19 protein-coding genes are annotated in these 20,177 nt (G+C 70.6%); 8 read left to right on the plus strand and 11 right to left on the minus strand.

The window, feature by feature from the left end; all coding sequences use genetic code 11:
* Positions 1–81 precede the first annotated feature (81 nt).
* A complete protein-coding gene (locus E9934_RS14850; protein WP_136563682.1) occupies positions 82–4,074 on the minus strand; it encodes a replicative DNA helicase in 3,993 nt (1,330 codons plus the stop codon).
* A gap of 389 nt (positions 4,075–4,463) precedes the next feature.
* Here E9934_RS14850 and E9934_RS14855 point away from each other — a divergent pair, with 389 nt between their 5' ends.
* Both E9934_RS14855 and E9934_RS14860 read left to right on the plus strand, forming a co-directional pair.
* Positions 4,464–5,828: an MATE family efflux transporter gene (locus E9934_RS14855; RefSeq protein WP_136563683.1), complete on the plus strand. Its 1,365-nt coding sequence runs from the start codon at positions 4,464–4,466 to the stop codon at positions 5,826–5,828.
* On the plus strand, positions 5,825–6,403 hold the full coding sequence (locus E9934_RS14860) for a hypothetical protein (RefSeq protein WP_136563684.1): 579 nt from the start codon (positions 5,825–5,827) through the stop codon (positions 6,401–6,403). Before E9934_RS14855 ends, E9934_RS14860 begins: the two co-directional genes overlap by 4 nt.
* Positions 6,404–6,471: 68 nt before the next feature.
* On the opposite strand, the gene E9934_RS14865 is transcribed toward E9934_RS14860, so the two are convergent.
* The 6 genes from E9934_RS14865 to E9934_RS14890 form a co-directional block, all read right to left on the minus strand.
* Positions 6,472–7,131: a hypothetical protein gene (locus tag E9934_RS14865; protein WP_136563685.1), complete on the minus strand. Its 660-nt coding sequence runs from the start codon at positions 7,129–7,131 to the stop codon at positions 6,472–6,474.
* Positions 7,132–7,216: 85 nt separating this feature from the next.
* The gene (gene rplI, locus E9934_RS14870; RefSeq protein WP_136563686.1) at positions 7,217–7,663 is read right to left on the minus strand and encodes a 50S ribosomal protein L9; all 447 of its coding nucleotides are present in this window, start codon (positions 7,661–7,663) and stop codon (positions 7,217–7,219) included.
* A 30-nt stretch (positions 7,664–7,693) separates the two neighbouring features.
* Positions 7,694–7,930 carry a 30S ribosomal protein S18 gene (gene rpsR, locus E9934_RS14875; RefSeq protein ID WP_136563687.1) on the minus strand — a complete coding sequence of 79 codons (237 nt, stop codon included), beginning with the start codon at positions 7,928–7,930 and terminating at the stop codon, positions 7,694–7,696.
* Positions 7,931–8,111: 181 nt separating this feature from the next.
* Positions 8,112–8,705 carry a single-stranded DNA-binding protein gene (locus E9934_RS14880; protein WP_136563688.1) on the minus strand — a complete coding sequence of 198 codons (594 nt, stop codon included), beginning with the start codon at positions 8,703–8,705 and terminating at the stop codon, positions 8,112–8,114.
* 148 nt (positions 8,706–8,853) lie between these two features.
* Positions 8,854–9,141, minus strand: coding sequence for a 30S ribosomal protein S6 (gene rpsF, locus E9934_RS14885; RefSeq protein ID WP_136563689.1), 288 nt, complete (start codon positions 9,139–9,141; stop codon positions 8,854–8,856).
* A gap of 159 nt (positions 9,142–9,300) precedes the next feature.
* A complete protein-coding gene (locus tag E9934_RS14890) occupies positions 9,301–11,295 on the minus strand; it encodes an FHA domain-containing protein (RefSeq protein WP_136563690.1) in 1,995 nt (664 codons plus the stop codon).
* An 87-nt stretch (positions 11,296–11,382) separates the two neighbouring features.
* Between E9934_RS14890 and E9934_RS14895 the strand changes: the two genes are divergently transcribed.
* Complete coding sequence (locus E9934_RS14895) at positions 11,383–12,180, plus strand: deoxyribonuclease IV (protein WP_136563691.1); 798 nt, start codon at positions 11,383–11,385, stop codon at positions 12,178–12,180.
* A gap of 31 nt (positions 12,181–12,211) precedes the next feature.
* Here the strand turns inward: E9934_RS14895 and E9934_RS20060 are convergent, their stop codons facing one another.
* The 4 genes from E9934_RS20060 to E9934_RS14910 form a co-directional block, all read right to left on the minus strand.
* Complete coding sequence (locus E9934_RS20060) at positions 12,212–12,493, minus strand: hypothetical protein (RefSeq protein WP_202977335.1); 282 nt, start codon at positions 12,491–12,493, stop codon at positions 12,212–12,214.
* On the minus strand, positions 12,420–12,839 hold the full coding sequence (locus E9934_RS20585; RefSeq protein ID WP_202977328.1) for a type IV toxin-antitoxin system AbiEi family antitoxin domain-containing protein: 420 nt from the start codon (positions 12,837–12,839) through the stop codon (positions 12,420–12,422). The genes E9934_RS20060 and E9934_RS20585 overlap by 74 nt, the downstream gene beginning before the upstream one ends.
* A gap of 139 nt (positions 12,840–12,978) precedes the next feature.
* The gene (locus E9934_RS14905) at positions 12,979–13,674 is read right to left on the minus strand and encodes a PDC sensor domain-containing protein (protein WP_136563692.1); all 696 of its coding nucleotides are present in this window, start codon (positions 13,672–13,674) and stop codon (positions 12,979–12,981) included.
* Between the two features lie 145 nt (positions 13,675–13,819).
* Complete coding sequence (locus E9934_RS14910) at positions 13,820–14,569, minus strand: FadR/GntR family transcriptional regulator (protein WP_136563693.1); 750 nt, start codon at positions 14,567–14,569, stop codon at positions 13,820–13,822.
* Positions 14,570–14,652: 83 nt separating this feature from the next.
* Between E9934_RS14910 and E9934_RS14915 the strand changes: the two genes are divergently transcribed.
* From E9934_RS14915 to E9934_RS14935, 5 genes are read left to right on the plus strand one after another with little or no spacing between them, the layout of a single operon-like run.
* On the plus strand, positions 14,653–15,765 hold the full coding sequence (locus E9934_RS14915) for an ABC transporter ATP-binding protein (RefSeq protein ID WP_238694979.1): 1,113 nt from the start codon (positions 14,653–14,655) through the stop codon (positions 15,763–15,765).
* 42 nt (positions 15,766–15,807) lie between these two features.
* Positions 15,808–16,989: an extracellular solute-binding protein gene (locus E9934_RS14920; RefSeq protein ID WP_136563694.1), complete on the plus strand. Its 1,182-nt coding sequence runs from the start codon at positions 15,808–15,810 to the stop codon at positions 16,987–16,989.
* A 1-nt stretch (position 16,990) separates the two neighbouring features.
* Positions 16,991–17,923, plus strand: a complete 933-nt coding sequence (locus E9934_RS14925) for an ABC transporter permease (RefSeq protein ID WP_136563695.1) — start codon at positions 16,991–16,993, stop codon at positions 17,921–17,923.
* Complete coding sequence (locus tag E9934_RS14930; RefSeq protein ID WP_136563696.1) at positions 17,923–18,723, plus strand: ABC transporter permease; 801 nt, start codon at positions 17,923–17,925, stop codon at positions 18,721–18,723. Before E9934_RS14925 ends, E9934_RS14930 begins: the two co-directional genes overlap by 1 nt.
* A 40-nt stretch (positions 18,724–18,763) precedes the next feature.
* Positions 18,764–20,122, plus strand: a complete 1,359-nt coding sequence (locus E9934_RS14935) for an NAD-dependent succinate-semialdehyde dehydrogenase (protein WP_136563697.1) — start codon at positions 18,764–18,766, stop codon at positions 20,120–20,122.
* Positions 20,123–20,177: the final 55 nt, after the last annotated feature.

The raw sequence follows: 20,177 nt of genomic DNA on the forward strand, positions 1-20,177 counted from the left end.
TGTCGAGCGCCAGCCGCACCTCATCCGGGCCTGGCGCACCGAGGGGTCAAGATTCACTGCATCTCGCCAAACGGGGGCGAGTCAGTGCGCCATGTCCACGAAGCGCGAGTAGTGGCCCTGGAAGGCCACGACGATGTCGCGGGTGGCGCCGTTGCGGTGCTTGGCCACGATGAGGTCGGCCTCGCCGGGGCGCTGGGACTCCTTCTCGTAGACGTCGTCACGGTGGAGCAGGACGACCATGTCGGCGTCCTGTTCTATGGAGTTGTGGAGGGCGATGCCCTCAGCGACGAAGTTGTGGACACCGAGGACCGTTGCGTCGTAGACGGGCTGCTCGCCGATCGGCTCGATCGACTTGATGCTGTCCCAATAGACGTCGTTGGTTGCCATCAGCGCCAGATCGTTGTCACCAAGGATCGCGGCAACATTGAACAATCGCTGACGGCCGGGTGGACGAGTCATGACGGCACCTCGCTCAGCTCCAATGGACGCCAGCTCGACGTCTGCGTGGGGGAGTTTCACCATGGCGGTCCGCACGTCGTCCCAGACCTCAACGGGCACCGTGTCGGCTCCCGGGCGTGGCGTGACTCCTTGCAGGAACTCAGTCAGCTCGAGGGCCGCGTCTTCACGGCCGCCGGAGACTCCGACGTCCGCGAGGAACCTCAGTTGGTTCTCTGCCCCGCTGACGTGGACCTGGAAGCCCTTCCGGTATCCCTGCTTCTGATTGGTTGTCACCCGCGTGAAGACATTGAACCGAAGGAGCAAGCGGGCGACGTCGTCGGCAAGGCGGCGACTGGTGGTGGCGTAGAACACCGTTCCCCTGTCCCTCTTCGACCCCAGGTGCACGCAGCCGTCGGTCGCCCACAAGCTGCGCAGGAACAGCGCCAGCTGATCCTTGGGCAGTGAGAAGACCCAGTCGGGCACGAACTTCTCGTGGGACCGCAGGCCGAACAGGCCCATCCCATCAAGCCACTTCGCGATCGGATTCCGCTTGCCATGGGTCAGGCGGTACGGCGCAGGGAGCCGAAGCGTCGTCACCCGGGCAGCGGGGTACTCGTCCCGCACCGCAGTAATTCCGAACAGCTGACGCGCGGCCCACGCCACGGTCTCGAGGTTGTGCTCGTCAATCGACGCGTAGCGGATGGGCTGACGCTTCACGAACGATCCGTCACCGATCAGGTGTCCCAACAACACGATCTCGTTGGGATCCCGCGGCATGATCTCCAACGGCGGCGGGACATGGCGGATCGCTCCCACCCGGCTGCCGACCTCGAGCTCGGCCAGCGGCATCCAGCCGTCGTAGGTGAGGAACGGGTGGTTGCCCGTCGCCTGCACCCGTCGGCCCGACGCCAGCGTGACCTCGTAGACCGCCTTGGTGCCGCTCGGGAACGCGTGGGTGAGGGTCCGCGGGACCAGCTTGAGCCGGTCGTCGAGGGCCCAGACGGGGACGTCGGTGGCACCGGTCTCCATCAGCTCACCGATCGTGATCTCGGCGTTGGTGTCCGCGCGAAGGAGCCGGGTCTCAGCGGTCACACAGCCCGACTCGCGAAGGTCGCTGACCGCAGGCCGCTTGTCGGAGCGCTGCTCGGGACCACGGTTGAGCTGCGAGAGCGCGATGACCGGGATCTCGAGCTCCTTCGCCAGCAGCTTGATCTGACGGGAGAACTCCGAGACCTCGAGCTGGCGGGACTCGACCTTCTTGCCCGAGCTCATCAGCTGGAGGTAGTCGATCACCATCAGCTTGAGGTCGTGCTTCTGCTTGAGCCGCCGCGCCTTGGCGCGGATCTCGGTCATCGTCATGTTGGGCGAGTCGTCGATGAACATCGGCGCCGCCGACACCTTCGCGACGTGGCGGGCCAGCCGGTCCCACTCCTCAGTGCCCATCTTGCCGTTGCGGATGTGGTTGAGCGGGATCCGCGCCTCGGCCGACAGCAGACGCATGACGATCTCGGCGCGCGTCATCTCGAGGCTGAAGAAGGCGGCGGTGAGGTTGTTGTGGATCGCGGCCGCGCGGCAGAAGTCGAGTGCCAGCGTCGAGTTGTGGGTCGGGATCATCGACCGACCGGCGAGGTAGAGGTGGTCGTCGTTGTCGACCTGGACGCACCGCACGGGGACCGACGCCACGGGGCGGACAGCGACGACGTAGCGGCGACCGACCCGGGAGGTGCTCTTCGGGCGGTGCTCCTTGTGGAGCATGGCCTTGCGATCCAGCAAGAACACGTCGTCGACCGTGGAGAAGTTCAGGTTGTAGGCCATCGAGGACGCCTCCGAGCGCCCCTTGACCGGCTTGCGGGCCACTCCACAGCGATACCCAAGACTCACGACGAGCTCGTGGACGTCGCGAGCCAACTGAGCGCTGGTGGTCGTGAACTGGACGGCACCGGTCTGACGGGACACCGTGCCATCGGTGTCCAGCAGGCCGGCGAGCAGCGCGCGCCGGTCCTCCTCACTCGCACGCAGGTACGGGGTCGGGATGTGCTTGTCTCCGAGCACGCCGGTGGTACGGAGCAACGCTGTGAAGGAGCCGTGGTCGAGATAGCACTCACGACACTGCCACGACTCACCAGAAGCGGGGCGACCGCAGTCCGGGCAGTTCATTCGATCGGGGTGGGCTCCCTTGTTGCGGACACCACACATCCGACCGCAGGTGTACACATTGGGGTGACGAGCCTCGAAGATCGAGCCACACACGTCGCACTCGCGCAGCAACGGCTCGCGCGGCGGCAGCTGCAGGGAATACAGCATCCCCCCGCGCGAGGAGCAGCGGATGCCGAGGCCCTCGATGCGCATGGGAATCTCATCGGTCTCCGAGGTGAGTCGCGCCCCGTCGCTGTGACCGTCGCCCAGCCAGGCGCCGAGCACGTAGGCCGGGATCGGCAGATCACCGCTCAGCCCGTCCAGGGCGCCGGCGTTCAGGACCGCGTGATTGGCGCGCTGGTCGGCGCCGATCCGCACGGACCGCGCCATCTCCTCCGTCGTCACGACGGCTGCGTGGATGCGCTGTGTGCGCGACCGGTTGTACTGACGATCCGCGGCCCACTTCGACTTGCGCGCGGCCCTGGTCTCGGTCAACCACTGGTGCTGGGCGTCCGCGACGATCGTGGAGCCGTCGGAGAACTCGACCTCGAAGCAGGGTCGGTCGACCAGGACCTCGGTCGCAGCGACCACTCGGGTGGGGCGGCCCTCGGCGTCATACAGCAGGTCGCCGACCGCGACGTCGCCCATCGTGGTCCAACCCGACGGCGTGGGCAGCGGGGTGTCGAGGGCCAGCGCCTTGCCCATGGCGGGACGGGCCGCGACGACGATCATCTGGCCCTTGTGGAAGCCGTTGGTCAGCTCGTCGAAGTCGGCGAAGCCGGTCGGGACGCCGTAGATCCCGGCCTCACGGTTCTCGATCGCCTCGATCTCGTCGAGGACCGCGTCCATGATGTCGCTCAGCGGCGCGTAGTCCTCGGACTTCTTGCCGTCGGTGACCTTGTAGATCTCCGCCTGGGCCTCGTTGACGATGCCCTCGACCTCGCCCTCGCCGGCGTAGCTGATCTGCACGATCTTGGTGCCGGCCTCGACCAGGCGGCGCAGGATCGCCTTCTCCCGGACGATCTCGGCGTAGAAGCCGGCGTTGGCGGCGATGGGCACGTTGGCGGCCAGGGTGTGGAGGTACGACGCGCCGCCGATCCGCTGCAGCTCGCCGCGCCGGCCGAGCTCGTCGGCCACGGTCACCATGTCGGCCGGCTCGCCGCGACCGTAGAGGTCGAGGATCGCGTCGTGGATCGCCTCGTGGGCAGGGCGGTAGTAGTCGACGCCGCGGACCGACTCGACGACGTCGGCGATGGCGTCCTTGGAGATCAGCATCGCGCCGAGCACGGACTGCTCGGCCGCCATGTCCTGAGGAGGGGTCCGGCCGCCGGTGGGAGCCTCGCCCGGCGCGTGGGCCGCCGGCCCGTCGCCCCACTCGGACGGCGGCTCGGAGGACCAGGACGGCTGGTCGTCGGTGAGGCTCACGGGCCTGACATCTCCTGACTCGGTCACGGACGGGGCGCCGCCACGGGCGCCGTGGGATCGTCGTACGGTGACCATCTTGTCGACGGGTCCGACCCAATCCCCGTCGTGCAACCTAGGGGCGGGAACGGGTCACTGGAAAGCCGTCGCCGACGGGTTATCCACAGGGCGTGGGGATAAGCAGGGCGAAGACGTGGACGACACGCGGCAACGATGTGCACCGGCTGGGGAGGAAGCTGTGGAACTCGCGGCGAAGGACGCTCTGAAAGTGGCTGTGACCTGCAGTAACGCAGGTGCACAGCTGTGGATCGGAAATTTCTCGGACCGAGTTCCGTTCACTTTGCCGTCATCGTCTCGCCACGCCCGGTCCGCCCGATCCGGTGTCATCCCTCATCCCCGAGGTGAGTGTTTCCACAGGTGAGCCCAGGTTTTCCACCGCTCCGCTCCGGCCTCCCGCAGGACCGCCGGTGAGCAACCGCGCCCTGGACCGCGAGATCGCCCGCCTCGCCGTCCCCGCCTTCCTCGCTCTCGTGGCCGAGCCACTCTTCCTCCTCGGCGACGCGGCCGTCGTCGGCCACCTCGGCACCGCGGAGCTCGCCGGCCTCGGCATCGCCGGCACGGTCGTCTCGACCGTGGTCGGCCTGTGCGTCTTCCTCGCCTACGGCACCACCGCCGGGGTCGCCCGTCAGCTCGGCGCGGGCCGGCAGCGCGACGCGCTCGCCCAGGGCGTCGACGGGCTCTGGCTCGCCCTCCTGATCGGGCTCCCCGTCGGCCTCGCCTGCACCCTGCTCGCCACTCCCCTCGTGGACCTGTTCGGCGCGTCGAACGACGTGGCCGAGGCCGCCACGACGTACCTCCGGATCGCGGCCGCCGGCATCACCCCACTCCTCCTCGTCCTCGCCGCGACCGGCGTGCTGCGCGGCCTGCAGGACACCCGCACCCCCTTGCTCGTCGCCATCGGCGGCAACGTCGCCAACCTCGCCCTCAACGTCCTCCTCGTGTACGGCGGAGGGCCGGTCCCCGCACTCGGGATCGCCGGCTCCGCGCTCGGGTCGGTGGTCGCCCAGCTCGCGATGGCGCTGGTGCTGGTCGTCGTGGTGCTGCGCGCGGCCCGGAGGGAGGGGGCAGGCCTGCGCCCGCACGTGCCCGGCATCCGTGCGGCGGCCCGAGCCGGCGTACCCCTGCTCGTGCGCACCCTGACCCTGCGCGCCTCGCTGCTCGTCACCACCTATGCCGTGGTGCACGCCGCCGGCACCACCCCCCTCGCCACGGGCGCCAGCAACTCCGACGCCACCGCGATCGCCACCCACCAGCTGGCCATGACGCTGTGGATCTTCCTGGCCTTCGTGCTCGATGCGATCGCGGTCGCTGCCCAGGCGATCACCGGACGCCACCTCGGCGCGGGCGACGCCGAGGCGACCCGGGCCGTGACCCGCCGGATGGTGCGGTGGGGGGTGGTCAGTGGCGTCGTCACCGGCCTCGGGCTCGCTGCGACGAGCCCGTGGATCGGCGCGCTGTTCACCCCCGACGAGGTGGTCCGCGACGCCCTGGTGCCGGTGCTGGTGGTCGCGGCCCTCGCCCAGCCCGTGGCGGGCATCGTCTTCGTGCTCGACGGGGTGCTGATCGGCGCGGGCGACGGTCGCTACCTGGCCTGGGCCGGGCTGGTCGTGCTCGGCGGCTACGCTCCGGTCGTGCTGCTGACGAGTGCGCTGGGCGCCGGACTGCCGTGGCTGTGGGCCGTCTTCGGCGTGCTCTTCATGGGCGGGCGGATGGTGACCCTGGTCCGCCGCGCCCGCGACGACGCGTGGCTCGTGACCGGGGCGGGCGCATGAAGCCGCTCTACTGGATCGCGATCGGCCTGATCGTCGTCGTGTTCACCGGCGCCCCCGACGACAAGTGGGACGTCGCGGAGATCGTCGGCAACGCCTTCGTCCTCATCGGCTGGGTGCAGCTGTCGCGCGCCCTGCCGGACCTCCCCCTGCGGCTGACGCTGTCCTACCTCGCGGTCCTCGCCCTCGTCGTCGCCGCCGCGACGAGCCCTCCCGACGCGCGGGCGTGGCTCGACGACGCCGAGCCGGCCGTCGTCTGGGCCTCCTCGCTGCCCGCCCTCGGCTTCCAGGCGGTCCTCTGCCATGCCCTCGCAGGCCGGGCGCAGGCGCGGCGGGTGCGCAGCGGCGTCTGGTGGCGGATCGCCGAGGTCGCGATCGTGCTGGCCCTGGTCGCCAACCCGCTCGCTGACGGCGCGGGCTGGACCTGGCTGAAGGACATCGGGATCGGAGCGGTCGGCCTCGCCGGCGTCCTGCTCGTCATCATCCTCTGCATCGCCCACGGCCCGGCGACCTGGGCGGGCGGCCCACCGCCGCCACCCGAACCCGCCGAACCCGCCGAACCCGAGAAGCAGACCTGACGTCGTCCCGTGCAGATCGGTCGTCGTCACCGCAGGAACACGACCGATCCGCACGGGACGACGCGCGGTCAGCCCTGCAGGTTGGAGAGCACCAGCTGGGCCAGCTGAGCAGCCTGCTGACGCGGGTCGCCCTCGTAGTCGACGCCGTCCTCGTAGTCGAGCTCGACCTCGACGAGCACCTCAGCGGTGCAGGCGCGCAGGTTGCCCGCGAAGTTCGGCGGGTTGCTGACCTTCCACCAGCCCTGGTCCGCACCCGCGACGTCGTCGACGGGCTCGACGACGCCATTGATGTCGGAGGGCATCGGGCAGGTGAAGTCGCCCTTGGTGAAGTCGTCGGGGAAGGTGAGCTTCACACTCACCTCGACGAGGTCCTCGGCCTCGAAGGAGCAGTTGTCGCTCTGCCAGTCCAGGTCGCCCTCCGAGGTGGCCCCGCCGCCCTGCTCGGCCGGCTCGAACGCGACACCCATCGCCTTGGCGACGTCGTCGCCGGTGATCAGCGTGCACGCCGCCGGTACGACGGGCACGGGCTCGGTCTCGACAGGCGTGCTCGCCGACTCCGTCACCGTCGCGCTGGTCGGGTCGGAGGCGGCCGGCGTGCTCGGGGTGGGCGTCGCCGCGGTCTCCTCGGGGTCGTCCTCGCCGCACGCGGCCAGCACGGGCACGAGGAGGAGGGCCGCGACGGGCAGCAGGCGGCGGACAGGGGGGCGTGCGGGCACGGTGAACGGCATGGGGAAGCTCCTGGTCAAAGGGGAAGTTCCCCAAAAATGCCACGTGGCCAGCCCCCGAGGGGGCCGGCCACGCCGAAGGTCTTGATCAGGCAGGGATGACGTTGAGCGTCACCGCGGCCGAGACCTCGTCGTGCAGCTTGACCGAGACCGCGTGGCTGCCCAGCGACTTGATCGGGTTGCCGAGGACGATGGTCCGCTTGTCGATCGCCTCGCCGGCGGCCTCGCCGAGCGCCGACGCGATGTCGGCGGTGGTGACCGCGCCGAACAGACGGCCGCCCTGGCCCGCCTTCACCTTGACGTCGACAGCCTTGCCCTCGAGCTTCGACTTCAGCTCGGCGGCGTGGGCGTCGTCGCGGACGGCACGCGCTGCGCGGGCCGCCTTGATCGAGTCGGCCTGGGCCTGGGCGCCGCGGGTCCAGCGGATCGCGACGCCGCGGGGGATGAGGTAGTTGCGGCCGTAGCCGTCCTTGACCTCCACCACGTCGCCAGCGGCGCCGAGGTTCTCGACCTCCTGGGTCAGGATGATCTTCATGGGTTCAGTTCTCCTGTTCTACCGAGGTGCTCAGCGGCCGCTGGAGGTGTAGGGCAGCAGCGCGACCTCGCGAGCGTTCTTCACCGCCATGGCGATGTCACGCTGGTGCTGGACGCAGTTGCCGGTCACCCGACGGGCGCGGATCTTGCCGCGGTCGGAGATGAACTTCTTCAGAAGGTTGGTGTCCTTGTAGTCGACACCGGTGGCCTTCTCCTTGCAGAACTGGCAAACCTTCTTCTTCGGCTTGCGGACGACTGCCTTCGCCATTGTGGTGCTCCTCCTCAGAGCCCGGCCGCGTCAGTCAACGCTGGCCGGAATGGTTGGGAATGGGTGATGCCAAGCAGATGGATCTCGATACGCGGGTTCCGGCTTCGCGAGCTCAGCCGGACCGCTACTCGATCTCCCCGCCTGTTCCGCTGCTTCGCACGCTCAGCAGCGGGGCGTTGAATCAGAAGGGGGGCTCGTCGCTGCCGACACCCGGGGCACCCCAGGGGTCGTTGGCCTGGCCGCCACCGGAGTTGCCGCCACCGGGGTTGCCGCCGCCGTAGCCGCCGCCTCCCTGGTTGCCGCCACCGGACGCCCACGGGTCGTTGCCCGCAGGCCGGCCGCCACCGCCGCCACCGCCGGAGTTGCCACCGCCGCCGAAGCCTCCGCCGCCGCCCTGGCCGCCGCCGGAGCGGCTGGCGCGGGTGACCTTGGCGGTGGCCCAGGTGAGCGACGGGCCGATCTCGTCGACCTGCAGCTCGTTGACGGTGCGCTTCTGGCCCTCACGGTCCTCGTAGGACCGCGACACCAGTCGACCCTGCACGATGACGCGCATGCCCTTCTGCAGGGACTCCGCGACGTTCTCCGCGGCCTGACGCCACACCGAGCAGCGCAGGAACAGGGTCTCCCCGTCCTTCCACTCGTTGGTCTGCCGGTCGAACTGACGCGGGGTCGACGCCACCGTGAAGTTGGCAACCGCGGCGCCCGACGGAGTGAAGCGCAGCTCCGGGTCGTCGGTCAGGTTGCCGATAACGGTGATGACGGTGTCGCCTGCCATGGGTGTCTCCTGGTGAGGTGGGTGCAGATGCCTGCCCGGCTCAGGACCGGGCGATGGCCCCCATCGTGTCGTGGACCGCCGACGCTGAACAGCGCTGGTCCACAGGCACGGGGATCCTGCTGTGCCGTCTGGGTCGACCGAGGTCGAATCAGACGGTCGGGCGCAGGACCTTGGTCCGCAGCACCGACTCGTTCAGCGTGAGCTGACGGTCGAGCTCGTCGACGGTCGCGGGAGCGGCGGTCAGCTTGATGATCGCGTAGATGCCTTCGGCGTTCTTCTTGATCTCGTAGGCCAGCCGGCGCTTGCCCCAGATGTCGACGTTGTCGACGGTCCCGCCGTCGTTGCGGACGACGTTCAGGTACTTGTCGAGCGACGGCTGAACCGTCCGCTCGTCGAGGCTCGGGTCGAGGATGACCACGACTTCATAGTTGCGCAAAGCGGTCTCCACCTCCTCTGGACTTGGCGGCCACGGACTCTCCGTGGCAGGAGGGCTCTGCATGCTGCCGCCCCTCGGTGGGGAGGCAGACGCGACAGGCTATCAACCGCCGTACGACGCCAACGAATCCGCGAGGCGGGGCCGCGACGCCGCTGCCGACTACTCGAAGACGACCGCGTTCTCGACGACGGCGTCGCCGATCGTCAGGGTCGCGATCAGCCCGCCGGAGACGTCCTCGGGGACGTCCACGGAGACGTTGGCGCAGACCTCGCCCGTGCCCAGGCCCCAGGCGCCGGACGCCTCGCCGACCGAGGCCCCGTCGAAGGTCGTGAACTGGACCTCCAGCGGCGTGCCGTCAGGGATCCCGACACCGAGGAAGTGGGCATAGAGCGTGGCCGGCAGCGCCACGGCCAGCGACTGCGGGGAGTCGGGCGTCGTGGGCGTGGCGCAGTCGCCGGAGCCGTCGGTCGACCAACCGGTGGGCGCGATGCTGGCCTCGCCCTGCGCCGGCTCGGGCTCCGGGTCGCCCTCGAAGTACGGCGAGACGTAGGACGGGTCGCCGCCGTCGCGCGCGATGTCGATGACGTCCTGGAGCAGCTTGACCGGGCGGATGCGACCCGAGCCACCGGAGGTGGGGCCGGCCTGGCCCATCAGGTTGTCGCCGAAGGCCTGGGTGTTGAGGCCGATGAGCTCGCCGTCGATGTTGATCGACGGACCCCCGGAGTTGCCGCCCGCGATGCGGGCGTCGGTGTCGATCCAGGCCCGCGGGTCGTCGATCGCGTCCTCGGTCAGGAAGGTCGACACGACGCCCCGCGTGACCGTCAGCGAGGGGTTGTCGGGGCTGCTGAGGTCGGAGCGGATCGACGCGAGCGCCGGGAAGCCGAGCGCCCGGATCTCGTCGTCCGTCTGGAGCTCGTCGCTGTCGCCGAGCGGGAGCGGCTCGGGCAGGTCGAGGTCGTCCGCGTCGATCTCCTTGCCCTCGAGGTCGCCGGTGATCTGGAGCAGCGCGACGTCCAGGACACCGTCGGAGACCAGCAGCTCGGCCGTGTAGGTCGGCTCGGCCGGGTCGTCGTCGTCGCCGGTCAGGCTGATCACGATGCTGACCGGGTCGTCGGCATAGGGGTCCTGGCCCGGAGCGTTGGGGTCGGCGACGTGCGCGTTGGTGATGACGAGACCGTCGTCGCTGATGATCGCGCCGGAGCCCCAGCCCTGGCCCTGGCCGGACTCGTCGACGTTCCAGACCTGCACCGTCGCGGCCTTGGCGAGCTCGAGCTCCTCCGACGTGAGGGTGTTGGGTCCGCCGGCGGTCGGGGGGTCGTCCTTCTCGGGCTCGTCGTCACCGCCGAGCAGTACGGCGGCCGCGACCCCGCCGCCGACCAGCACCAGCGCCGCCACCGCGGCGCCGACCACGGCGAGCGTGCGCCGGCGCTTCTTGGCGGCCAGCGACTTCTGCGCCTTGCCGGCGTCGACGACGGGAACGACCTCGATCTCGGCACCCGCGGTCGGGTGCCCGAGCATGAGCGTGGTCGGCTCCTCGAGCCGGCGCTGGGTGACCCGGTCCTCGGCGTCGAAGCTGCCGGCGGTCGACCGGTCGACGTACCACCAGCCGTCGGGGCGGCCCTCGACCACGGCGTGCAGACGGGACACCGACGGGTCGTCGACGACGACCTCGTTGCCCGGGTCGCGGCCGATCCGGACGACCGTGCCGGGCGGGAAGCGGTGGGGCTGGCCGCCGACGCGGACGAGGAGGCCGGGGCCACTGACGTAGCCGGGGCCGGCGGGTCCGGTGTGCGGCACGACGGTCTGGGCGAGGCCGGGCGGCGGCAGCGCGCCCGGGCCGGGAGCGGCCGGGCGGTTCTCGGCGCCCTCCGGCAGGGCGACCAGCTCGAGCCCGTCCGCGGAGCCGAAGCGGACGGAGGTGCGCCCGGTGATCCGTATGTCGGTGACCCGCACGCCGTTGAGATAGGTGCCGCTGCTCGAGCCGCGGTCGACGATCACCCACGCCGCGCCGTCGTACCTGATCTCGGCGTGGTGGCGCGACACCGTCGGTCCGTCGAGCACCACGGTGCTCCCGAGGTCACGGCCCACGGTGGCGACCTGTCCCTCCTCGAGGGTCCAGGTCCGGCCGACAGCGTCAATGCGAAGGGTGCCCACGCGGCGAAATTAGTGCCTCCGCCCCTCGGACGCGCGGCGAATCACCCAACGAGCCGGGTGTCGTCGCCGGCTCCTAAGGTGGAACTCATGAGCGAGCTGCGCATCGGTGCCCACGTCGACCAGGCCGACCCGATCGCCGAGGCGGCCGCGCGCAACGCCCCGCTGGTGCAGTTCTTCCTCGGCAACCCGCAGTCCTTCAAGGGACCGGTCGTCGCCTACGAGGGCGGCGCCGACGCGCTGCGGGCCGACGCGGAGGCCGCCGGCGTCGACCTCTACGTGCACGCGCCGTACCTGATCAACGTCGCGACGACCAACAACCGCCAGCGCATCCCCGGCCGCAAGCTGCTCCAGCAGCACATGGACGCCGCCGCCGAGATCGGCGCCAAGGGCCTGATCGTGCACGGCGGCCATGTCCAGGACGACGACGATCCCGCGAAGGGCTTCGACAACTGGCGCAAGGCGGTCGAGGCAACCGACATCAAGATCCCGCTGCTCATCGAGAACACCGCCGGCGGCACCAACGCGATGACCCGCTACCTCGACCGGATCAAGGGCGTGTGGGACGCGATCTCCTCCGCCGAGGGCGCCGACATGGTCGGCTTCTGCCTCGACACCTGCCACGCCCACGCCGGCGGCAACGCGCTGGAGACGATCGTCGACGACGTCCGTGCGATCACCGGCCGGATCGACCTGGTCCACGCCAACGACAGCCGCGACGCCTTCGACTCCGGCGCCGACCGCCACACCAACTTCGGCGAGGGTCAGATCGACCCCGACCTGCTGGCCCAGGTCATCCGCGACGCCGGCGCACCCGTCGTCTGCGAGACGCCCGGCCCCGCCGACCAGCACGTCGCCGACTTCGCCTGGCTGCGCGAGCGCCTCTGAGGCCGCCCGCGCGCACTGCGATGCGCTCCGCTCACGCCACGCGTGAGCAACCAGCATCACTGAGCCGCGGGGGACAGCGCGGGCAGGGGCGGAGGGTCCGCTCCCAGCCGAGCCGCTGCAGGATCGTCGCGATCCACCCCGCGGTGCGGCAGGTCGTCCGGAACACCTGACCGTAGGTGATGCGCAGCGAGGCAACGCCCCCGACCGCGCGCTCGGTGAGCTCGCGGTCGGCGTCGGCGTCATACGCCGCCGGGGTGTCGTGGAACGCACGACCGTGCAGTTCCACGATGAGCCCGAACTCGTCGTAGCGCACATCGATGTCCGTCCGCCGGCCCGTCGGGGACGGCAACCGTGCGCCCCCGCTCCACGGCCACCTCCACGACCTGCGGGCGACGGCCCGGGATCGCCGACTCCCCGCAGAGTGCGGCTGGCCACGCCGCAAGGACCGCCACCCACTCACGCTGCTCGTAGGTGAGCGGACCGGTGTGGTCGACGTAGACCCCGGAATGCACGCGCCGGATCTCCTTGCGTCGTCGCATCCGGGTGATGTCACCCTCCCCGGCGCCCGCAGCGATCAGCTGCGCCCGGCTCAGCACCCCGCACTGCGCTCGCAGGAGCTGGGCGAGTCGCGGGTGCCCGAGATCGATCCGGGTGGCCATCCGGCGACCGTGCCACGGCCCGTGCCCAGCGGCCACGAGCTACCCCGGTGCCTGTGGAGGAGAGCGCGGGTCGCACGCGGCGCGGCGGCTGCGGGGGGCTCGAGACGGTCGCTGGGCGACCTCCTCCGGCGGTGGGGGCTCAGCCGACGAGCACGCTGAGGGGCAGTGAGCCGCAGGGGATGGCCTCGCCGCGCCGCTCCGGCGACACGAGGCGGCCGGTGGGCACGCGGGGGTCGGCGGAGAGCACGACCCGGAAGGACTGGTTGACGACGGTCGCGTCGGCGTCGCGGACGGCGCGGAGCATCAGCGACTCGAAGGTGTCGAGGAGGGTGTCGGCGCCGACGACGCCGACGACGCGACCGCCGACCTCGACCGGAATGGTCGTGGTGAGCATGTATTCATCGCTGCAGACGTAGTCGACGAAGGGGCCCGTCACGTGGGCGCGGCCGGACTCGACGGGCGTGCGATACCACTCCACCCGGCTGTAGTCGACGGGGTCACCGGAGCCGGAGAGGGTCGACTGGGCGAGCAGCTGCTGCTCCTCCCCCTGCCACCAGGCGAGGTAGAGGTGCTGGTCGGCGAGGAAGCCCGGCGCGGCGACGAAGCCGCCGCCGAAGAGCGGGAGACCGGCGAGCAGGTCGCGGGTGAGCGGGTGGGCGGCGGCGATCAGGTCGGCGGCGAGGAGGGACTCCCGCGAGCACACCTCGACGAGCCCGTCGCGGACGACCTCGAGCGCCGTGATGACCCCGGTGAAGTAGGACTCCACGTCGCGGGCGCAGGCGAGGGCGGCCGGCGACGCCGCCCCGCTGGTTCCTTCGATCAGCAGCGACCCCATGGCCACCCTCCTTCCGGGACCCGGCCGGGCCGGTCCCTCACGGCTACCGAACGGCACCGTCGATCGACTGTCAAGGTTGTTGGCAAGGAGGTCGGCCACGGTGACGGCCTCGTCTGCTGGTTCATCGGGCTGGTTCGTCGGCTGGTCATCGGTACGACGCGTGCAGGACGGCGAGCTCGTCGAGCGCCCCCGCCAGCTGTCGTCGTACGGCGTCACGGGCTCCGGCGCCGTCATGGGCCCGCAGCGCGGTGAGCAGGTCGTGGTGGCACGCGCGTGTGAAGGCCTGGAACGCGGGGTCGCCGAGCGGCTGACGCAGCAGGGCGCCGAAGTCGGCCTCGAGGCCGACCACCTGCCGGGTCATCCGCGCCGACTGGCTGAGGGCGGCGAGGGTGAGGTGGAGCTCGGCGTCCGCGTGGCGCCAGTGGCCCGGGTCGACGTCGTCGTCGGCCGGCAGGAGCGAGGCGAGCAGGTCGACGTCGGGGGCGTCGGCGAGCTCGGCGGCCAGCTCGGCGCAGCCGGTGAGGATCACCAGGTGCAGGGTGCCGCGGTCGTGCAGCTCGACGCGGGACATCGCGGCCAGCCGCGCGGCCTGGGCGTCGGGGTCGTGCAGGTTGGCGCGGGTGACGTAGCTGCCGCCGTTGCGCCCGCGGGTGGTGGTGATGAGTCCCTGGGCGCGCAGCGAGACGAGCGCCTCGCGGGCGGTGACGGTGGCGACGCCGAGCATGGCGGCCAGCTCGGACTCGCTGGGCAGCCGCTCGCCGTCGCGCAGGACGCCGGAGCGGATCGCGTCGGCGAGGCGCTGCTCGACCCGGACGGCGCGGCCGACGTCCTCCAGCGGGGCGAAGATCGCGCCCCGGGTGCGGGTGCCGTGGCGCGGGCTCGACGTCGCGGTCATCCATCCCCTCCCGGTGGCGCGGTCACACGAACGTTACAGGCGAGACTCTAGACATATAACCTCTGGACTCATATGTTTTTCGCGTGACCCACGCCACGATGCACTCCGAGATGCACCCCGAGATGCGGCCGGACGGAAGCGACGCCGCCGGCTCGACCGGATCGGGCAAGCCCGCGATCCGCCTGCGCGGACTGGTCAAGCACTTCGGCGACGTCGCCGCCGTCGACGGCGTCGACCTCGACATCGCCGACGGCGAGTTCTTCTCGATGCTCGGCCCCTCCGGGTCCGGCAAGACCACGGTCCTGCGCCTGATCGCCGGCTTCGAGTCGGCCACGGCCGGCACGGTCGAGCTCGGCGGACTCGACGTCACGAAGGCAGCTCCCTTCGAGCGCGACGTCCACACGGTCTTCCAGGACTACGCGCTCTTCCCCCACATGAGCGTCCTCGACAACGTCGCCTACGGCCTGCGGGTGCGGGGGGTCGGCAAGAAGCAGCGCCGCGAGCGCGCCCGGCGGGCCCTCGACACCGTGCAGCTCGGCCACCTCGGCAGCCGCCGGCCGACCCAGCTCTCCGGCGGCCAGCGCCAGCGGGTCGCCCTGGCCCGGGCGATCGTGCTGGAGCCGCGGGTGCTGCTGCTCGACGAGCCGCTCGGCGCGCTCGACCTCAAGCTGCGCGAGCAGATGCAGGTCGAGCTCAAGCAGCTGCAGCGCTCCCTCGGGATCACCTTCGTCTTCGTCACGCACGACCAGGAGGAGGCGCTGACGCTCAGCGACCGGATCGCGGTCTTCGACGCCGGCCGCATCCAGCAGCTCGGCTCGCCGCGTGAGATCTACGAGAACCCCGCCTCGGCCTACGTCGCCGGCTTCGTCGGCACCACCAACCTCTTCGACGCCGACGTCTCCTCCCGCCTGCTCGGCGTCGCGTCCGAGCACGCCGTGCGGCCCGAGCGGCTCCGGCTCTCCGGTGCCGAGGACACCGAGGCCGCCCGCGATGGCGAGATCCGGCTCGACGCCGTCGTCACCGAGACCATCTATCTCGGCGCCGGCAACCGCGTGCACCTGCGCACCGACGACGGCATCGAGCTGGTCGCGCTGGAGCAGTCCACCGGCACCCGCCACGACGCCGACTCCGCCGAGCACCGCGGCGACCACGTCACCGTGCGCTTCTCCCGCGCCGACGTCGTCGCGCTGGCCTAGACCCCCCACCCTCCGAGAATCCCAACCAGAAAGAGACAGTCGATGAAAACTCCCTTCCGGCGCGGCCGCGTGGCCGTGGCCTGTCTGTCCCTGCTGTCGGTCTCCGTGCTGGCCGCCTGCGGCAGCGGCGACGACGACAAGAAGACCGAAGCGGTCGAGGAGCTCGGCGACACCGAGGGTCAGGTGTCGATCCTCGCGTGGCCGGGCTACGTCGAGGACGGCAGCAACGACCCGAACGTCGACTGGGTCTCGGCCTTCGAGGAGAAGACCGGCTGCGAGGTCACGAGCAAGGTCTACGGCACCTCCGACGAGGCGCTCAACCTCGCCAAGTCCGGCGAGTACGACGTCATCGCCGCCTCCGGCGACCTGTCCCTGCGGCTCATCGCCTCCGACGAGGCCCAGGAGATCAACACCGACCTGGTCCCCAACTACGCCAACGTCTACGACTTCCTCAAGGACACCGAGTGGAACTCGGTGGACGGCAAGAACTATGGCGTCCCCCACGGCTACGGCGCCAACCTGCTGATGTACAACACCAAGAATTTCGACTCCCCCCACACCTCGTGGGGCGCCGTCTTCGAGACCTCGGAGCTGGAGAAGAACAAGGGCAAGGTGACGGCGTACGACTCGCCGATCTACATCGCCGACGCCGCGCTCTACCTGATGAAGACCCAGCCCGACCTGGGCATCGAGAACCCCTACGCGCTCGACCAGGACCAGCTGGACGCCGCCGTGGAGCTGCTGAAGACCCAGCGGGAGTACGTCGGGGAGTACTGGTCGGACTACCTCAAGGAGATCCAGGCCTTCGAGACCGGTGACTCCGTGGTCGGCACGACCTGGCAGGTCATCAAGAACAACGTCAAGAACAAGGACGTCGAGGTGACCCTCCCGACCGAGGGCGCCACGGCCTGGAACGACACCTGGATGCTGTCGTCGCAGTCGGAGAACCCCAACTGCGCCTACGCCTGGATGGACTACATCCTCAGCCCCGAGGCCAACGCCCAGGCCACGGAGTACTTCGGTGAGGCCCCCAACAGCCCGCAGGCCTGCGAGCAGACGACCGACCCGAAGCACTGCGACACCTTCCACGCCGGTGACGAGGCCTACGCCGAGCAGCTGTGGTTCTGGCGCACGCCCGTGAAGGAGTGCCTGGACGGCCGCACCGACGTCGAGTGCACCGACTACGCCCAGTGGACCCAGGCCTGGACGGAGATCAAGGGCTGACATGTCCACCACGTCCAGCGTCCCTGACGCCCACGAAGGCGCCCGGAACGACCAGGCCCCGGCCCCCGCACCGCGGGGGCCGGTGGCCCGGCCGGGCTCCCGGCTGCTCCACCGCTGGGTGTGGCTGCGGCTGAGCCTCCTGCTCTCCGCACCGCTGGCCTGGATGGTGCTGATCTACGTCGTCGCGCTGGCGGCGCTGCTGATCACCTCGCTGTGGTCGGTCGACAGCCTCAGCAGCGAGATCGACCGCACCTGGACGCTGGACAACTTCCGCACGCTGATCGAGAACGAGGTCTATCGCAACGTCACGGTCCGCACGGTCGGCGTCGCCCTCGCGGTGACGGTCATCGACGTGGCCATCGCGCTGCCGATCGCGTTCTACATGGCCAAGGTCGCCTCGCCGCGGGCGCGACGGATGCTCGTCGTCGCGGTCCTCACCCCGCTGTGGGCGAGCTACCTGGTCAAGGTCTTCTCCTGGCGCGTGGTCCTCTCCGAGGGCGGTCTCGCCGAGTGGAGCGGACTCGGGTCACCGGGCTACGGCCTCACCGCCGTGGTCATCACCCAGGCCTACATCTGGCTGCCCTACGTGATCCTGCCGATCTTCGCCGCCCTCGAGCGGGTGCCCGACTCGCTGCTGGAGGCGGCCGGCGACCTCGGCGCCCCGACCTCGATGGTGGTGCGCTCGATCGTGATGCCGCTGCTCGTGCCGGGCATCGTCGCCGGCGCCATCTTCAGCTTCTCCCTGACGCTGGGCGACTACATCACCGTCAACATCGTCGGCGGCGCCAACCAGATGCTCGGCAACCTCGTCTTCGTCAATGCCGGCGCAGCCAACAACCTCCCGCTCGCGGCCGCCATCGCGATGATCCCGATCGTGGTGATGCTCGTGCTGCTGACCGCCATCCGCCGTACTGGCGCACTGGAGAACATCTGATGACCCTCAGCTCCACCGCCCGGCGGACTCTCGCCGTCCTCACCGCCGCCGTGCTGGTGCTCATCTACCTGCCACTCCTGGTGGTCGTCCTCAACTCGGTCAACCCCAACCAGTCGATGACCTGGCCCATCGAGGGGGTCACCTTCGAGTGGTGGCGGCGCGCCGCCGACAGCGCCGGGGTCCGCGAAGCCCTGGCGACCAGCCTGCAGGTCGCCGCGATCGCGACTGGGATCGCGCTGGTGCTGGGCACGCTGCTGGCGCTGGCCCTGCAGCGCTACTCGTTCTTCGGCAAGCACTCGGTCAACCTGCTGGTGATCCTGCCGATCGCGCTGCCGGGCGTCGTCACCGGCATCGCGCTCAACAACGGCTTCCGCGGGATCCTCGGGATCGACCTGTCGCTCTGGACGATCGTCATCGCCCACGCGACCTTCTGCATCGTCACCGTCTTCAACAACGTCCAGGCCCGGCTGCGCCGGATGGGCACCAGCCTCGAGGAGGCCTCCGCCGACCTCGGCGCGGGCGTCTTCACGACCTTCCGGCTGGTGACCCTGCCGCAGCTGCGCTCGGCGCTGCTGGCCGGCGGGATGCTCGCCTTCGCCCTCAGCTTCGACGAGATCATCGTGACCACGTTCACGGCCGGGGGTGGCGCCAACACGCTCCCCATCTGGATCCTCAACAACATGTTCCGCCCCAACCAGGCGCCGGTGGTCAACGTGGTCGCCGTCGTCCTGATCCTCTTCTCGATCGTCCCGGTGTGGCTCGCGCAGCGGCTCTCCTCGGACGTCGAGGCCGCCCGCTGACCCCCGCCGATCCCTGCCGATCCCTGCCGAGGAGCCACCCATGACCGAGTCGTCCGCCAGCCTGTACGCCGTCCGCAACCCCGCCACCGGCGAGCTGGTCGAGTCCTTCCCCACCGCCACCGACGCCGAGGTGGCCGCAGCGGTCGACGCGGCGGCGGCTGCCCACGCGAGCTGGGGCCGCGCGTCGGCGGTGGCCGACCGGGCCGCGCTGCTGCACCGCGTCGCCGACCTGCACCGCGAGCGCAGCGCCGAGCTGTCCGCGGCGATGGTGGAGGAGATGGGCAAGCCGCTGGGCGACGCGGAGGGCGAGGTCGACTTCAGCGCGGACATCTACGACTACTACGCCGACAACGCCGAGCGCTTCCTCGCCGACGAGCCGATCGATCTCGGGGGAGGCTCGGCCGGCAGCGCCGTGATCAGGCGTGGATCCGTCGGAGTCCTGCTCGGGATCATGCCGTGGAACTTCCCCGCCTACCAGGTCGCCCGGTTCGTCGCCCCCAACCTCGCGACCGGCAACACGATCGTGCTCAAGCACGCCCCGCAGTGCCCGCGCTCGGCCGCGCTGCTGCAACAGCTGTTCCTCGACGCCGGCTTCCCCGAGGGCGCCTACGTCAACGTCTATGCGACCAACGAGCAGATCGCCGACGTCATCGCGGATCCGCGCGTGCAGGGCGTGTCGCTGACCGGGTCCGAGCGGGCCGGTGCGGCCGTGGCCGAGATCGCCGGGCGCAACCTGAAGAAGGTCGTCCTCGAGCTCGGCGGCTCCGACCCGTTCATCGTGCTCGGCAGCGACGACCTCGACGCCACCGTCGAGGCCGCGGTCGGCGCGCGGATGGAGAACACCGGCCAGGCCTGCAACGCGGGCAAGCGGTTCATCATCGTCGACGAGCTCCACGACGACTTCGTCTCCCGGTTCACCGACGCCCTGCTCGCCGCCACCCCCGGCTCCCCCCTGTCCTCGCTCGCCGCAGCCGAGAACCTCGCCCGGCAGGTCGAGGAGGCCGTCGCCGGCGGCGCGAGCCTCGCCAGCGCCGGCGAGCGGGACGGGGCCTTCCACCCCAGTGGGGTGCTGTCCGGCATGACGACCGACAACCCGGCCTACCGCCAGGAGCTCTTCGGTCCCGTCGCCATGGTGCTGCGGGCCGCCGACGAGGACGACGCGATCCGGATCGCCAACGACACCCCCTACGGCCTCGGCTCCTACGTCTTCACCCCCGACGCCGCGCAGGCGCAGCGGGTGGCCGACCAGATCGACGCCGGGATGGTCTTCGTCAACGGCGTCGGCCTCGACGCGGCCGAGCTGCCCTTCGGCGGCGTGAAGCGCTCCGGCTTCGGCCGCGAGCTCGGCCGCTACGGCATGGAGGAGTTCGTCAACAAGAAACTCATCCGCACGGTCTGACCCGCGCCCCGACCAGCACCCACCCCACGCGTTTCCCTCGCACCACCAGGAGATC

Source organism: Nocardioides caeni (genome assembly GCF_004912195.1).
Lineage (GTDB): Bacteria > Actinomycetota > Actinomycetes > Propionibacteriales > Nocardioidaceae > Nocardioides > Nocardioides caeni.